The organism is Streptomyces sp. NPDC104309, assembly GCF_055584025.1.
On sequence record NZ_JBVJMV010000001.1, the window covers coordinates 330,058 to 347,239 of the forward strand.

Genomic DNA, 17,182 nt, shown 5'->3' on the forward strand with positions numbered 1-17,182 from the left:
TGTGGAGTGCATGATGGCTAGTTCGGCTGACAAGGTTCTCGAAGCGCTGCGCGCGTCGCTCAAAGAGGTCGACCGGTTGCGGCGGGAGAACACCCAGCTCTCCGATGCGGCGCGGGAACCGATCGCGATCACCGGGATGAGCTGCCGCTACCCGGGCGGGGTGACGAGCCCCGAGGGCCTGTGGAACCTGGTCGAGTCCGGGACCGACGCGGTGAACGGGTTCCCGACCGACCGGGGCTGGGACCTGGAGTGGCTCTACGAGGAGGCCCACGGCAACGCGGTCACCTTCGAGGGCGGCTTCGTCGACGGGGTCACGGACTTCGACGCGGGCTTCTTCGGGATCTCGCCGCGCGAGGCGCTGGCGATGGACCCGCAGCAGCGCGTGCTCCTGGAGGAGTCCTGGAAGGCCCTGGAACGGGCCGGAATCGCCCCCTCGTCGCTGCGTGGCACCGCGACCGGCGTCTTCGTCGGAGCCCAGTCGTCCGGGTACGAGACGAGCCTGCGGCAGTCGAACGAGAACGTCGCGGGCTACTACGTCACCGGCACCGCAGGAAGTGTCGTCTCCGGACGCGTCTCCTACACCCTGGGCCTGGAGGGCCCGGCTGTGACGATCGACACGGCGTGCTCGTCGTCGCTGGTGGCCCTCCACCAGGCGGTGCAGGCACTGCGCCAGCGCGAGTGCTCCCTCGCGCTGGCGGCCGGTGTGACCGTGATGAACAACCCCGGCGCGTACGCGGAGTTCAGCCAGCAGGGCGGCCTCGCGGCGGACGGCCGCTGCAAGTCGTTCGCGGCCGCCGCCGACGGCACCGGCTGGGCCGAGGGCGTGGGTGTCCTGGTGGTGGAGCGGCTCTCCGACGCCCTCCGCAACGGACGCGAGATCCTCGCGGTGATCCGCGGCTCGGCCGTGAACCAGGACGGCGCGAGCAACGGCCTGACGGCGCCGAACGGCCCCTCGCAGCGGCGCGTCATCCGGGCCGCGCTGGCCAACGCCGGCCTCTCGCCCGCGCAGATCGACGCCGTAGAGGCACATGGCACCGGCACCGTCCTCGGCGACCCCATCGAGGCCCAGGCCCTTGTGGAGACGTACGGCCAGGACAGGCCGGAGGGCAGACCGCTGTTCCTCGGCTCGATGAAGTCCAACTTCGGTCACGCGCAGGCCGCCTCGGGCGTCGCCGGTGTGATCAAGATGGTGATGGCGCTGCGGCACGCGGCACTGCCCCGCACCCTCCACGTCGACGAGCCGACGCCGCACGTGGACTGGTCGGCCGGGGCCATCGAGCTGCTGACCCAGCAGGTGGAGTGGCCGGAGACCGGGCAGCCGCGCCGCGCGGGCATCTCCTCGTTCGGCGTGAGCGGCACGAACGCACACGTCATCGTCGAGCAGGCGCCCGCGCGCGAGGACGGACCTGCCGCTGACGGGTCCGGGCGGAACCGGACCCTGTCGATCGTCCCCTGGCTCGTCTCGGGCGCGACCGGCGAGGCGCTCAAGGCACAGGCGAGCGAACTTCTCGCCCACCTGGACAACGTCACCGCACACGAATCCGCCGCTCTGGACGTCGGCTACTCGCTCGCCACGGGACGCGCCGCCCTGGAACACCGCGCGGTGGTCCTCGCCGACGGTCGTACCGGACTCATCGACGGTGTACGCGAGTTGAGCTCCCTCGGCAACGGCCCGGCTGTGGTGCGCGGAGTGGCGGCACCCGGACGTCTGGCGGTGCTGTTCTCGGGGCAGGGTTCGCAGCGGGCCGGTATGGGCCGGGAGCTGTACGAGGCGTACCCGGTGTTCGCGGACGCGTTCGACGCGGTGTGTGCGGAGCTGGACCGTCATCTGGACCAGCCTCTTCGTGAGGTGGTCTTCGAGGGTGGTGAGCTGCTGGATCAGACGCAGTTCACGCAGGCCGGTCTGTTCGCGCTGGAAGTCGCGCTGTTCGAGCTGGTGACGTCGTGGGGCGTGAAGCCGGACTTCCTGCTGGGCCACTCGATCGGTGAGTTGTCGGCCGCGTACGTGGCCGGGGTGCTGTCGCTGGAAGACGCTGCCGTCTTGGTGGCGGCGCGGGGTCGGCTGATGCAGGCGCTTCCGGCGGGTGGGGCGATGGTGTCGCTCCAGGCGTCGGAGGACGAGGTCCTGCCGCTGCTGGTCGACGGCGTTTCCATCGCCGCCCTCAACGGGCCGTCCGCCACGGTGATTTCCGGTGACGAGGCGTCGGTTCTCGAGATCGCAGCGCACTTCGAGGGCGAGGGCCGCAAGACCAAGCGACTGCGGGTGAGCCATGCCTTTCACTCGCCGCGCATGGACGCCATGCTCGACGACTTCCGCGCCGTCGCGGAGAGCCTCAGCTACAACGCGCCCGAGATCGCCATCGTCTCCGACGTCACCGGCGCGGTGATCCCCGCACGGGAGATCCGTACGGCGGAGTATTGGGTGCGCCACGTCCGCGGCGCCGTCCGCTTCCTGGACGGCATCCGCACCCTGCAGGCCCAGGGTGTGACAGCCTTCCTGGAACTGGGCCCCGACGGAGTGCTCTCCGCCATGGCCCAGGACTGCGTCACGTCCGGATCCGGCACCGAGGACACCCTCTTCGTACCCGTGCTCCGCAAGGGGCGCGACGAGACACACACGTCCGCCGCCGCGCTCGCCGAACTGCATGTGCGCGGCAAGGCGGTCGACTGGGCGGCGTACTTCTCGGGCACCGGCGCCCGCCGCGTCGACCTGCCCACCTACGCCTTCCAAGGACAGCGCTACTGGCCGCACGTCTCCGAGGACCGGACGGTCGTTGGCGGCGAGGGCGGCAACACCCCCGAAGAGGCCCGGTTCTGGGACGCCGTCGAACGCGAGGACCTGCAGTCGCTCGTCGACGCCGTGCGCCCCGACGACTCCGCCCCGCTGGCCGACGTGCTCCCAGCGCTCGCCGCCTGGCGACGGCAGAGCCGCGACAACTCCACGGCCGACGAGTGGCGTTACGGCATCAGCTGGAAGCCTGCCACGGCCGGCCCCGCGGGACAGCCGTCGGGCAACGCGCTGACGGGCAATTGGATCGTCGCCGTACCCAGCGGCGCCGGTGACGACCCCTCGGTGCGCAGCACGGACGGCCTCGTGCGCAGCACGGTCGACGCCCTCGCCGCGCACGGCGCCACGGTGCTGCCGCTGCGGATCGACGCCGCCGCCACCGACCGCACGGCACTCGCGCACGAACTCGCCCAGGCCCTTCAGGACTCCGGGCAGCCGGCCGGCGTGCTCTCCCTCCTGGCCCTGGACGAGGAGCCGCACCCCACCCATCCCGTCGTAGCAGCCGGCATGGCCGGCACGCTGGCGCTGGTCCAGGCTCTCGGCGACGCGGAGATCGACGTGCCGCTCTGGCTCGTCACCCGCGGAGCCGTCTCCGTCGGCCGCTCCGACCCGCTGACCAGTGCCGCCCAGTCCGCGCTGTGGGGGCTCGGCCGGGTCGTCGGCCTGGAGTGCGCCCACCGCTGGGGCGGACTGGTCGACCTGCCGGCCACGCTCGACGAGCGCGCGGCCGGTCGGCTGTGCGCGGTCCTCGCCGACGGCGGCGAGGACCAGGCGGCGGTGCGCTCCTCCGGAACCTTCGTACGCCGACTCGTCCGCGACCCCCGAGGGGAGGGCACCGACGGCTCGACGTGGACGCCCCGCGGCACCGCACTCATCACCGGCGGCACCGGCGCGCTCGGCAGCCACGTGGCCCGCTGGCTGGCCAAGAGCGGCGCGGAGCGCCTGATCCTCACCAGCCGACGGGGTCCCGACGCACCCGGAGTCACCGAACTGGTCGACGAACTCCAGGAGTTCGGCACCCAGGTGACCGTCGTCGCCTGTGACATCGCCGACCGGGCGGCCGTCGCCGCACTGATCGAGCAGACCACCGCCACGCCGGACACGGACGGCGAGGAGAGCGCCCTGCGGACCGTCGTGCACGCCGCGGGCGTCGGTACGGCCACGCTGCTGTCCGAAGCCACCACGGAGACACTCGCCGCGGAGCTGTCCGCCAAGGTCGCCGGCGCCGTCCACCTGGACGAACTGCTCGAAGGCCACGACCTCGACGCCTTCGTCGTCTTCTCCTCCGTCGCCGGAGTCTGGGGAAGCGGCGGCCAGAGCGGCTACGCCGCCGCCAACGCCTACCTCGACGGACTCGTCCAGCGCCGCAGGGCACGCGGCGTCCCCGCGACCGCGGTCGCCTGGGGCGCCTGGGCCGGCGGCGGCATGGCCGACGGCGAGGAGGGTGAGCAGCTGCTGCGCCTGGGCATCCGCTCCATGGCGCCCGCCCCCGCGATCACCGCGCTGCAGCGGGCACTCGACTGCGACGACACCCTGGTGACGGTCGCGGACGTGGACTGGGCGCGCTTCGTGCCGGTCTTCACCGCGGCCCGCCCGCGCCCGCTGATCGGTGACCTCGCCGAGGCGCGCGAGGCGCTGACGACCCCCGCGGGACCCGACGGGACGACCGGCCCGGCAGAGGGCACGTCCCCGCTGGGCGAACGGCTCGGGCACCTGGGCGCGGCCGAGCGCACCGAGGCACTGACCGAACTCGTCAGGGGCCAGGCCGCCGTCGTACTCGGACACGGCTCGGTGGACGGAGTCGAGCCCGACCGGGCGTTCCGCGAGCTCGGCTTCGACTCGCTCACCGCCGTCGAACTGCGTAACAGGCTTGCCGCCGAGACGGGCCTGAGCCTCCCGAGCACCATGGTCTTCGACCACCCGACGCCGGCCGTCCTCGCTCGGTTCCTCGACGCCGAGCTCACCTCCGGACTCGGGGACGCGTACGGCGCGTCCGACACCCGCCAGGTATCCGCCGCGGGCACCCGCGCTCCGGCCGGCAACACCGCGGCCGCCGAGGACGACGACCTGATCGCCATCGTCGGCATGAGCTGCCGCTACCCCGGCGAGGTCGAGAGCCCCGAGGACCTGTGGCGGTTCCTCGCCGCAGGCGGCGACGGCATCACCGGCTTCCCCACGGCCCGCGGCTGGGACCTGGAAGGCATCTACGACCCCGACCCGGCCAACCCCGGTACGAGCTACACCCTCCAAGGCGGCTTCCTGCACGGGGCGGGCGATTTCGACGCCGGCTTCTTCGGGATCTCCCCGCGCGAGGCCCTGGCGATGGACCCGCAGCAGCGGCTGCTCCTCGAAGCCTCCTGGGAGGTCTTCGAGCGTGCGGGCATCGACCCGACGTCGGTGCGCGGCGAGCAGATCGGCGTCTTCGCCGGAGCCTCCTCGTCCGGCTACGGCGCCGGCGCCGCCCAGACCCCCGAGGGCGGCGAGGGCCACCTCATCACGGGCACCGCGACCAGCGTGGTATCCGGCCGCATCGCGTACATGATGGGCCTGGAGGGCCCCGCGGTGACGGTCGACACCGCGTGCTCGTCGTCCCTGGTCGCCCTGCACTTCGCCGCGCAGGCCCTGCGCCAGGGCGAGTGCAGCATGGCGCTCGCGGGCGGCGTCGCGCTCCTCGCGACCCCGGCCGCGTTCGTGGAGTTCTCCCGCCAGCGCGGCCTCGCGGCCGACGGCCGCTGCAAGCCCTTCGCGGAGGCGGCGGACGGCACCGGCTGGTCCGAGGGCGTGGGCGTGCTCCTCGTGGAGCGCCTCTCCGACGCACGGCGCCTCGGCCACGAGGTCCTGGCGGTGGTCCGGGGCAGCGCGATCAACCAGGACGGTGCGTCCAACGGCCTGACGGCCCCGAACGGCCCGTCCCAGCAGCGCGTGATCCGCCAGGCCCTGGCGAACGCCGGCCTGTCCGCGTCGCAGGTGGACGCGGTGGAGGCACACGGCACGGGCACCCGCCTCGGCGACCCGATCGAGGCCCAGGCGCTCATCGCGACCTACGGTCAGGAACGGGCCGACGGCCGTCCGCTGTGGCTGGGTTCGATCAAGTCCAACATCGGCCACGCCGCGGCGGCGGCCGGCGTGGGCGGCATCATCAAGATGGTCATGGCGATGCGGGAGGGCGTCCTGCCGCAGACACTCCACGTGGACGAGCCGTCCACGCACGTCGACTGGTCGGCGGGTGCTGTTGAGCTGCTGACGGAGTCGGTGGCGTGGCCGGAGACGGGTGAGCCGCGTCGTGCGGGCGTCTCGTCCTTCGGCATCAGCGGCACGAATGCGCATGTGCTGCTGGAGCAGGCGCCGGTGGAGACGGAGCTGGAGGCGGTTGTGGCTCCGGTGGGGTTGCCGGTGGTGCCGTGGGTGGTGTCGGCGAAGTCGGAGGCGGGGCTGTCGGGGCAGGTGGAGCGGCTGCGGTCGTTCGTTGCCGGGCGCCCTGAGCTGTCGCCGGTGGATGTGGGCTTCTCGCTGGTGACGTCGCGTGCGGGGCTGGGGCACCGGGCGGTACTGGTCGGGGACCGGGTGGCGCGGGGTGTGGCCTCGGCTGGCAGGACAGGTGTGCTGTTCTCGGGCCAGGGTTCGCAGCGGGCGGGCATGGGCCGGGAGTTGTACGAGTCGTATCCCGTCTTCGCGGATGCGTTCGACGCGGTCTGCGCGGAGCTGGACCGCCACCTGGAAACGCCTCTGCGCGAGGTCGTCTTCGAGGATGGTGAGCTGCTGGATCAGACTCAGTTCACCCAGGCCGGTCTGTTCGCCCTCGAAGTAGCGCTGTTCGAGCTGGTGACATCATGGGGCGTTAAGCCGGATTACCTGCTGGGCCACTCCATTGGTGAGCTGTCGGCCGCGTACGTGGCCGGGGTGTTGTCTCTCGAAGACGCTGCCGCTCTCGTGGCGGCCCGGGGCCGTCTGATGCAGGCGCTCCCGACGGACGGGGCGATGGTTTCCTTGCTGGCGGCGGAGGGCGAGGTGCTCCCGCTGCTGGTCGAGGGCGTCTCGATCGCTGCGCTCAATGGCCCGCGTTCCACGGTTGTCTCGGGTGACGAGGCGGCCGTCCTGCGGATCGCCGCGCACTTCGAGGGCGAGGGCCGCAAGACCAAGCGTCTGCGGGTGAGCCATGCCTTCCACTCGCCGCGCATGGACGCCATGCTGGACGATTTCCGGGCGGTCGCGCAGGGGCTGACGTTCAACGTCCCGCAGTTGGCCATCGTCTCGGACGTGACGGGTGAGGTTCTGTCGGCGGATGAGGTCCAGGACCCGGAGTACTGGGTTCGCCATGTCCGCGAGGCTGTGCGGTTCCTGGACGGCGTCCGGATGCTGGAGACGGAGGGTGTGACCAGGTTCCTGGAGCTGGGTCCGGACGGTGTGCTTTCCGCGATGGCGCAGGACTGCGTCGTCACCTCTGACTCCGGCTCCGGCGAGGCCACCTTCGTTCCTGTGCTCCGGAAGGACCGTGAGGAGCCGGGCTCGCTGGTCACCGCGTTGGCCGAGCTGTACGTCCAGGGTGCGGGAGTTGACTGGCCGGCGTACTTCACCGGTACCGGTGCGCGCCGGGTCGAACTGCCCACCTACGCCTTCCAGCGGCAGTGGTACTGGGCTGCGGCGCCGACGACGCTTCTCGGCGACATGACCGGTGTCGGTCAGCACTCCACGGAGCACCCGCTCCTGGGCGCGGCGATATCGCTGGCCGAGGGTGACGGGCTCGTGCTGACGGGCCGCCTCTCACTTCAGTCGCATGCGTGGCTTGCGGATCACGTGGTGCTGGGTTCGGTGTTGTTGCCGGGTACGGCTTTTGTGGATTTGGCGTTGTATGCGGGTGAGCGGGTTGGTTGTGGGGGGCTTGAGGAGTTGACGCTGGAGGCGCCGTTGGTGCTGCCTGAGCGTGGTGGGGTGTCGGTTCAGTTGTCGGTGGCGGCGGCGGGTGCGGACGGTCGTCGTGTGGTGAGTGTGCATTCGCGGCCGGCTGATGATGCCGAGGGCGAGTGGGTGTGTCATGCCCGGGGTGCGCTGTCGGCCGAGGCCGAGGCCGAGGCCGGGGCTGCGGGTGAGGGGCTTGAGGTATGGCCCCCGCGCGACGCGGTGGCCGTGGACGTCGAGGGCTTCTACGAAGGACTCGCCGGACTGGGATACGGGTACGGCCCGGTGTTCCAGGGGCTGCAGTCCGTCTGGAAGCGCGACGACGAGGTGTTCGCGGAGGTGTCCCTCCCCGAGGGCGGAGACGTCGACGGGTTCGGCGTGCACCCCGCCCTGCTGGACGCCGCGCTGCACGCCATGGGACTGACGTCCAAAGACAGCGGGACGAGCGAGGGTGGTTCGCCGGGTCTGCCGTTCGCATGGTCGGGGGTGTCGCTCTCGGCGGTGGGTGCGCGGGTGTTGCGGGTGCGGATCGTGCGTTCGGGTTCGGGTGTGTCGTTGTTGTTGGCCGATGGTTCGGGTGCGCATGTGGCATCGGTGGAGTCGTTGGCGTTGCGTCCGGTGACTGCGGAGCAGTTGCGGGGTGCTGGTGGTGGTGATGTGGCTCGGGATGCGTTGTTCCGGGTGGAGTGGTCGGCGGTGTCTGTGCCTGTGGTCGTGGATGTGGATGCGTCTGGGCTGCGGGTGGTCGAGGGCCTGGGCGTGGGTGTCGGGGAGGGTGTGGTCGCGCGGACGCATGAGGCAGTAGTCCGGGCGTTGGAGGTGGCGCAGGGCTGGCTGGTGGATGAAGGGGCTGGTCAGGGGCGGTTGGTGGTGGTGACGCGTGGTGCGGTGGCCTGTGCTGATGGCGAGGTGCCGGATCCGGTGCAGGCTGCGGTGTGGGGTCTGCTGAGGACGGCGCAGTCGGAGAACCCGGATCGTTTCGTCCTGGTCGATCTTGATGGGGGTGAGGCGTCGCGTGCGGTGCTGGCTGCCGTTGTGGCTTCGGGTGAGCCGCAGGTGGCGGTGCGGCGTGGTGAGGTGTTTGTGCCGCGCCTGGCGAGGGCGGCTGTCGACGCCGGGCGGCCGGTGGGTGATCTTGATGGTGCGGGCACGGTCCTGGTGACGGGTGCCAGTGGTGCGCTGGGTGGTCTGGTGGCCCGGCACCTGGTGACGGAGCGGGGTGTGCGTCATCTGCTTCTGGTGTCGCGTCGTGGGGAGCAGGCTCCGGGTGCTGCCGATTTGGTGGCGGAGCTCGTGGATCTGGGTGCTGCGGTGCGGGTGGCCGCGTGTGACGTGGCCGACCGTGAGGCGCTGGCGGCGGTACTGGCAGACGTATCCGTCGAGCATCCGCTCGTAGGCGTCGTGCACACGGCCGGTGTGCTGGACGATGGTGTGCTGTCCTCCCTGACTTCGGAGCGGGTGGGTGCGGTGTTGCGTCCGAAGGTGGACGCGGCGTGGCATCTGCATGAGCTGACGCGTGGCCTGGATCTGTCGATGTTCGTGCTGTTCTCCTCCGCTGCGGCGACGCTGGGTTCGGCGGGCCAGGCGAACTACGCGGCGGCGAATGCGTTCCTGGATGCGTTGGCCGAGGTGCGGCGTGGTGAGGGTCTGGCGGGTCAGTCGTTGGCCTGGGGACCGTGGGCCGAAGGCGGCATGCTGGGGCAGCTCGGCGACGCCGACCTGCAGCGCATGGCCCGCGCAGGTCTCCCCGCTCTCACGGCGGAGCAAGGCCTTGCCCTCTTCGACGCCGCCGAGCACACGGGCTGGGGAGCGGTGCTTCCGCTCCGGCTCGACCTCGCGGTGCTCCGCCGGGGGGCCGCGTCCAACGGTGTGGCGCCGCTGCTGCGCGGCCTTGTACGCGTCCCGAACCGCCGTGCCGCGAAGTCGGCCGTGGCAGAGTCGGCGCTCGCCGACCGGCTTGGTGGCCTTGGCGAGGCTGACCGTACAGCCATGGTCATGGAGCTCGTGCGCGGTGAGGTCGCCCTCGTGCTCGGTCACGCGTCGCGAGACGCCGTCGTGCCGGGGCAGGCGTTCAAGGAGCTCGGCTTCGACTCGCTCACGGCGGTGGAGCTGCGCAATCGGCTCAACGCCGCGACCGGCCTGCGGCTGCCCGCGACGCTCGTCTTCGATTACCCCACGCCCGAAGCGCTGGCCGAGTTCATCCTGGACGAGGTCGCGCCCCGCGAGGACGACCTGGACCATGGGCTCCCCGCGGTGCTGGGCGCGACGGACGAACCCATCGCGATCGTCGGCATGAGCTGCCGCTACCCGGGCGGGGTGCTCAGCCCGGAGGACCTGTGGCAGCTGGCAGTGAACGGCCGCGACGGCATCGCGCCGTTCCCGACCGACCGCGGCTGGGACGTCAGCAGCCTGTACGACCCCGACCCGGACAGCCACGACACGTCGTACACGGCTGAGGGCGGATTCCTCTACGACGCGGGGAAGTTCGACCCGGCGTTCTTCGGCATCTCGCCGAACGAGGCGCTGGCGATGGACCCGCAGCAGCGGCTCCTCCTCGAAGCGACCTGGGAGGCCATCGAGCGGGCCGGCATCGACCCGACGTCCCTGCGCGGCAGCCGTACCGGCGTCTTCGCCGGAATGATGTACCACGACTACGCCTCGCAGGTCGCCTCCGTGCCGGAAGGCGTCGAGGGCTTCCTCGGAATTGGTACGTCGGGCAGCGTCCTGTCCGGCCGAGTGGCGTACACCTTCGGTCTTGAGGGACCGACGATGACGATCGACACGGCGTGCTCGTCGTCGCTGGTCGCCCTCCACCTGGCCGTCCAGGCCCTGCGCAAGGGCGAGTGCACGATGGCGCTGGCCGGCGGTGTGACGGTGATGTCCACCCCTGGCGCGTTCATCGAGTTCTCCCGCCAGGGCGGCCTCGCCTCCGACGGCCGCTGCAAGTCGTTCGCGGCGGGTGCGGACGGCACGGGCTGGTCCGAGGGCGTGGGCGTGCTCCTGGTGGAGCGCCTTTCCGACGCGCGGCGCCTGGGCCACGAGGTGCTGGCCGTCGTGCGCGGCAGTGCGGTGAACCAGGACGGTGCGTCCAACGGACTGACGGCTCCGAACGGCCCGTCCCAGCAGCGTGTCATCCGCCAGGCCCTGGCCGACTCCGGTCTGCTGGCCTCGCAGGTGGACGCGGTGGAGGCGCACGGTACGGGTACGACGCTGGGTGACCCGATCGAGGCGCAGGCGCTCATTGCGACGTACGGTCAGGACCGTCCGGAGGACCGGCCGCTGTGGCTCGGTTCGCTGAAGTCGAACATCGGTCACACGCAGGCCGCCGCGGGCGTCGCCGGGATCATCAAGATGGTCATGGCGATGCGGGAGGGTGTGCTGCCGCAGACCCTGCACGTGGACGAGCCGACGCCGCAGGTGGACTGGTCGGCGGGTGCTGTTGAGCTGCTGACGGAGTCCGTGGCGTGGCCGGAGACGGGGGACGCGCGTCGCGCGGGTGTCTCGTCGTTCGGTGTGAGCGGCACGAACGCGCATGTGGTGCTGGAGGAGGCGCCGGAGGCGGAGGAGCCGGCGGCGGTTGTGGCTCCGGTGGCATTGCCGGTGGTGCCGTGGGTGGTGTCGGCGAAGTCGGAGGCAGGGCTGTCGGGGCAGGTGGAGCGGCTGCGGTCGTTCGTTGCCGGGCGCCCGGAGCTGTCGCCGGTGGATGTCGGTTTCTCGCTGGTGACATCGCGTGCGGCGCTGGAGCACCGGGTGGTGCTGCTCGGCGGCGAGCGGGTGGCCGAGGGTTCTGTTTCGCCCGGCAGGACGGGTGTGCTGTTCTCGGGTCAGGGTTCGCAGCGGGCGGGCATGGGCCGTGAGTTGTACGAGTCGTATCCCGCCTTCAGCCAGGCGTTCGACGCGGTGTGTGCGGAGCTGGACCGGCACCTGGAGACGCCTCTTCGCGGGGTGGTCTTCGAGGGGGGTGAACTGCTGGATCAGACCCAGTTCACCCAGGCCGGTCTGTTCGCCCTCGAAGTCGCGCTGTTCGAGCTGGTGACGTCATGGGGCGTGAAGCCGGATTACCTGCTGGGTCACTCGATCGGTGAGCTGTCGGCCGCGTACGTCGCCGGGGCGCTGTCCCTCGAAGACGCTGCCGCTCTCGTAGCCGCGCGGGGTCGTCTGATGCAGGCGCTCCCGACCGGTGGGGCGATGGTGTCGTTGCAGGCCGCGGAGGACGAGGTGCTCCCGCTGCTGGTCGACGGCGTCTCGATCGCCGCCCTCAACGGACCGCGCTCCACCGTGATTTCGGGTGACGTGGCGGCGGTTCTTGAGATCGCCGCGCACTTCGAGATCGAAGGTCGTAAGACCAAGCGTCTGCGAGTGAGCCATGCCTTCCACTCGCCGCGTATGGACGCGATGCTGGACGACTTCCGCACGGTCGCGCAGGGGCTGAGCTTCAACGCGCCGCAGCTGGCCATTGTCTCGGACGTGACGGGTGAGATTCTGTCGGCGGATGAGGTCCAGGACCCGGAGTACTGGGTGCGCCACGTCCGTGAGGCTGTCCGGTTCCTGGACGGCATTCGCACGCTGGAAGCGGAAGGTGTGACCGCGTTCCTGGAGCTGGGCCCGGACGGTGTGCTGTCCGCGATGGCGCAGGACTGTGTGACGTCCGGCTCCGAGGACGGTGATGAGCTCGCCTTCGTACCCGCTCTGCGCAAGAACCGCGGCGAGCCCGATGCCCTTCTCGCCGCTCTCGCTGAACTTCATGTGCGTGGCCGGGTGGTTGACTGGTCGGCGTACTTCGCCGGTGCCGGTGCCCGTCGCGTGGATCTGCCCACCTATACCTTCCAGCATGAGCAGTTCTGGCTGGTGTCGTCGCCGGTCGGGTTGAGTGATGCACGGGCGCTGGGGCAGAGCGCGGGGGAGCACCCGTTGCTGGGTGCGAAGGTGGTGCCGGCTCAGGGGGACGAGTTCCTGTTCACGAGTCGGTTGTCCGTGGACTCGCATGCGTGGCTGGCCGATCACGTGGTGATGGGCTCGGTGCTGCTGCCGGGTACCGCGTTCGTGGACATGGCGCTCCACGTGGGAGAAGCCGTCGGCTGTGGGGTGTTGGGTGATCTGACACTCCAGGCGCCGTTGGTGCTCCCTGAGCACGGCGCGGTGGCCGTGCAGGTGGCCGTGGGTGCTGTCGAAAGTGACGGAAGCCGTGCGGTGACGGTGCATTCGCGGCCGGCGGAGGACGCCGACGCGGAGTGGACACAGCACGCGGTCGGAACGCTGTCCGCGGGACTAGTGGCCGTGAGTGAGGCGCTGGAGCAGTGGCCGCCGCGCGACGCGGTGGCCGTCGAGACGACGGGTCTGTACGACGACCTTGCGGAACTGGGCCTCGGATACGGCCCGGTGTTCCAGGGGCTTCGGGCCGCCTGGCGGAAGGGCGACGACGTGTACGCCGAAGTGGCTCTCCCCGAAGGGGTGGATGCCACCGGGTTCGGTATGCATCCGGCGCTGCTCGACGCCGCGCTCCACGCCCTGGGCCTGCCGGGTGGCGTCGACGCCGGTGCGGAGGCCGGTGCGGCGGGGCTGCCGTTCGCGTGGGGCGGGGTCACGGTCTCCGCTGTGGGCGCGACGGTCCTGCGGGTCCGGATCAGCCCTGCGGGCTCCGGTGTGTCCCTGACCGTGGCCGACGGTGCTGGTGCCCCGGTTGCCCAGGTCGATTCGCTCGCGCTGCGCGCGGTGTCGCAGGAGCAGGTCGCCTCGGCCGGCCATAGCGCAACCCGTGACGCCCTGTTCCAGGTGGACTGGGTCGGGCACGCGGTGACGGAGGAGAGGGCAGAGGCGCGCTGGGCCGTGCTCGGCGACACGGTTGCCGTGCCGGGTGTGCGTTACGCCGATCTGGAGGCGCTCGCCGCCGCACTCGGTGCAGGCGAGTCGGTGCCGGGCGTGGTGGCGGTGTCGTTCGCCGGTGCCGGTACGGCTACGGCTACGGGTGTGGGCACGGACGAAGGCATCGGTGGCGCCGGTGACGTCGTTTCCCGCACGCATGAAGTAGCCGGTGGCGCACTGGAGTTGGTGCGGGGCTGGCTGGCGGATGAGCGGTTCGGACAGTCGCGGCTGGTGGTCGTGACCCGTGGTGCGGTGGCTTGTGGTGGGGCTGAGGTGCCGGATCCGGTGCAGGCTGCGGTGTGGGGTCTGCTGCGTACGGCGCACACGGAGTACCCCGACCGTTTCGTCCTCGCCGATCTCGACCCGGCACTGGCCGAAGGCATGGCCGGAGACTTGACCGCTGACCTCGACGGCGATGCGGCGTCGCGTGCGGTGCTGCCTGCGGCGGTGGCCTCGGGTGAGCCGCAGGTGGCGGTGCGGCGTGGTGAGGTGTTTGTGCCGCGCCTGGCGAGGGCGGCTGTCGACGCCGGGCGGCCGGTGGGTGATCTTGATGGTGCGGGCACGGTCCTGGTGACGGGTGCCAGTGGTGCGCTGGGTGGTCTGGTGGCCCGGCACCTGGTGACGGAGCGGGGTGTGCGTCATCTGCTTCTGGTGTCGCGTCGTGGGGAGCAGGCTCCGGGTGCTGCCGATTTGGTGGCGGAGCTCGTGGATCTGGGTGCTGCGGTGCGGGTGGCTGCGTGTGACGTGGCCGACCGTGAGGCGCTGGCGGCGGTACTGGCAGACGTATCCGTCGAGCATCCGCTCGTAGGCGTCGTGCACACGGCCGGTGTGCTGGACGATGGTGTGCTGTCCTCCCTGACTTCGGAGCGTCTGGGTGCGGTGTTGCGTCCGAAGGTGGACGCGGCGTGGCATCTGCATGAGTTGACGCGTGGCCTGGATCTGTCGATGTTCGTGCTGTTCTCCTCCGCGGCCGGTGTGTTCGGTGGTGCTGGTCAGGCGAACTATGCGGCGGCGAATGCGTTCCTGGATGCGTTGGCCGAGGTGCGGCGTGGTGAGGGTCTGGCGGGTCAGTCGTTGGCCTGGGGCCCGTGGGCCGAAGGCGGCATGCTGGGGCAGCTCGGCGACGCCGATGCGCAGCGCATGGCCCGGTCCGGCGTTCCGCCGCTCTCGGCCGAGCAGGGCATCGCACTCTTCGACGCCGCCGAAGGCGCTGGGCGCGCGGCGCTGGTGCCTGTGCGGCTCGACCTCCCGGTGTGGCGCAAGCGCGCCGCCACGGAGGGAGTGCCGCACCTCTTCCGCGGGCTGGTCCGTGTCCCCGGCCGCCGTGCGGCCACCTCGGGAGAGTCCGGATCGAGCTTCGCCGTACGCCTGTCCGGTATGTCGCCCGACGAGCGGATCCGTTTCGTCGACGGCCTGGTTCGCGGCCAGGTCGCGGCGGTGCTCGGTTACGGCTCCGGCGAGGCGATCAAGTCCCGGAGCGCGTTCAAGGAGCTCGGCTTCGACTCGCTGACCGCTGTCGAACTGCGCAACCGGCTCAACACGGCTACGGGCCTCCGCCTGCCGGCGACCCTCGTCTTCGACTACCCGACGCCGAGCGAACTGACGGAGTTCCTGGTCGCCGAGGCGCTGGGCGCGGAGCCCGAGGCGGCCGCGACCGCTCCGGTGACGCGGCTCGCGGACGACGAGCCGATCGCGATCGTCGGCATGGCTTGCCGCTACCCCGGCGGGGTGACCGACCCCGAGGGCCTCTGGCAGCTGGTCGCCACGGCAGGGGATGGAATCGCGGGATTCCCGACCGACCGTGGCTGGAACCTGGACGGCCTCTACGAACCGGACGCCGACCAGGAAGGCAAGTCCCGCACCATCGAGGGCGGATTCCTCTACGAGGCGGGGAAGTTCGACCCGGCGTTCTTCGGGATCTCGCCGCGTGAGGCGCTGGCGATGGACCCGCAGCAGCGGCTGCTCCTGGAGACCTCCTGGGAGGCCGTCGAGCGTGCGGGCATCGACCCGGCCTCGCTGCGCGGGAGCCGGACCGGTGTCTTCGCCGGCCTGATGTACCACGACTACGCGGCTCGGCTCGGCTCCGTGCCCGACGGCGTCGAGGCGTTCATCGGCACGGGCAACTCGGGCAGCGTGGCGTCCGGCCGTGTCTCGTACACGTTCGGCTTCGAGGGGCCTGCGGTGACCGTGGACACGGCGTGCTCGTCGTCCCTGGTCGCGCTGCACTGGGCGATCCAGGCGCTGCGCTCGGGCGAGTGCTCGATGGCGTTGGCCGGCGGTGTCACCGTCATGGCGACCCCGGCGACGTTCGTGGAGTTCTCGCGGCAGCGGGGGCTCGCGGCCGACGGTCGTTGCAAGGCGTTCGCCGATGCGGCGGACGGCACCGGCTGGTCCGAGGGTGTCGGCATGCTCCTGGTGGAGCGGCTCTCCGATGCCCGCCGCAATGGTCACCAGGTCCTGGCGGTGGTGCGGGGCAGTGCGGTGAACCAGGACGGTGCGTCGAATGGTCTGACGGCTCCGAACGGTCCGTCGCAGCAGCGGGTGATCCGGGCCGCGTTGGCGAACGCCGGTCTGTCGGCGTCGCAGGTGGACGCGGTGGAGGCGCACGGCACGGGCACCCGTCTCGGTGACCCGATCGAGGCGCAGGCGCTGATCGCGACGTACGGTCAGGAGCACCCGGAGGACCGGCCGCTGCTGCTCGGCTCGATCAAGTCGAACATCGGTCACACCCAGGCCGCCGCGGGCGTCGCCGGAATCATCAAGATGGTCCAGGCGGTACGCCATGGAGTGCTGCCCCAGACGCTGCATGTGGATGCGCCGTCGTCGCAGGTGGACTGGTCGGCAGGGTCGGTGGAGCTGGTTACGGAGCAGCGTGCCTGGCCGGTGACGGGTCAGCCGCGGCGTGCTGCGGTGTCCTCGTTCGGGATCAGCGGTACGAACGCGCATGTGATCGTGGAGCAGGCTCCGGAGGTCGAGGAGCCGGAGGCGGTTGTGGCTCCGGTGGTGTTGCCGGTGGTGGGTGCGGGTGTGCCGCTGGTGCTGTCGGGCAAGTCGGAGGGTGCGCTGCGGGCGCAGGCGGAGCGGTTGCGGCTGGCGGTGGAGGGCGGTCGTGTGCTGCCGGAACTGTCGGCTGTGGGGCGGTTGTTGGCGCTTGGCCGGTCGCGGTTCGAGCATCGTGCGGTGGTGCTTGCGGGTGGTGTGGAGGAGTTGCGGTCGGGTCTGGAGACGGTGGCGCTGGGTGCCGGTTCGGGCGCGGGTGTGGTGCGTGGTGTGGCCGGGGTTTCGGCTCGTCCGGTGTTCGTGTTCCCGGGTCAGGGTGCGCAGTGGGCGGGTATGGCGGCTGGGCTGTTGGAGTCGTCTCCGGTGTTCGCGGCGCGGATGGCGGAGTGCGGGGCGGCTCTGGATCCGTTCACGGACTGGCAGTTGCTGGACGTCGTGCGTGGTGCGGAGGGTGCCCCGGGCTTCGATCGCGTCGACGTGGTGCAGCCGGTCCTGTGGGCGGTGATGGTGTCGCTCGCGGAGTTGTGGCGGGCATGCGGTGTGGAGCCGGCGGCGGTGATCGGTCACTCGCAGGGTGAGATCGCGGCGGCGGTGGTTGCGGGTGGTCTGTCGCTGGAGGACGGTGCGCGGGTGGTG

At 71.2% G+C, this 17,182-nt stretch carries 1 protein-coding gene (cut by a window edge); it reads left to right on the forward strand.

The window, feature by feature from the left end:
• Positions 1 to 13 precede the first annotated feature (13 nt).
• Positions 14 to 17,182, forward strand: the 5' portion of a protein-coding gene (locus ACZ68L_RS01240) for a type I polyketide synthase (protein WP_469573171.1). It continues 12,642 nt past the right edge of the window; the window shows 17,169 of its 29,811 coding nt (coding positions 1-17,169); its start codon is at positions 14 to 16; its stop codon lies beyond the right edge, outside the window.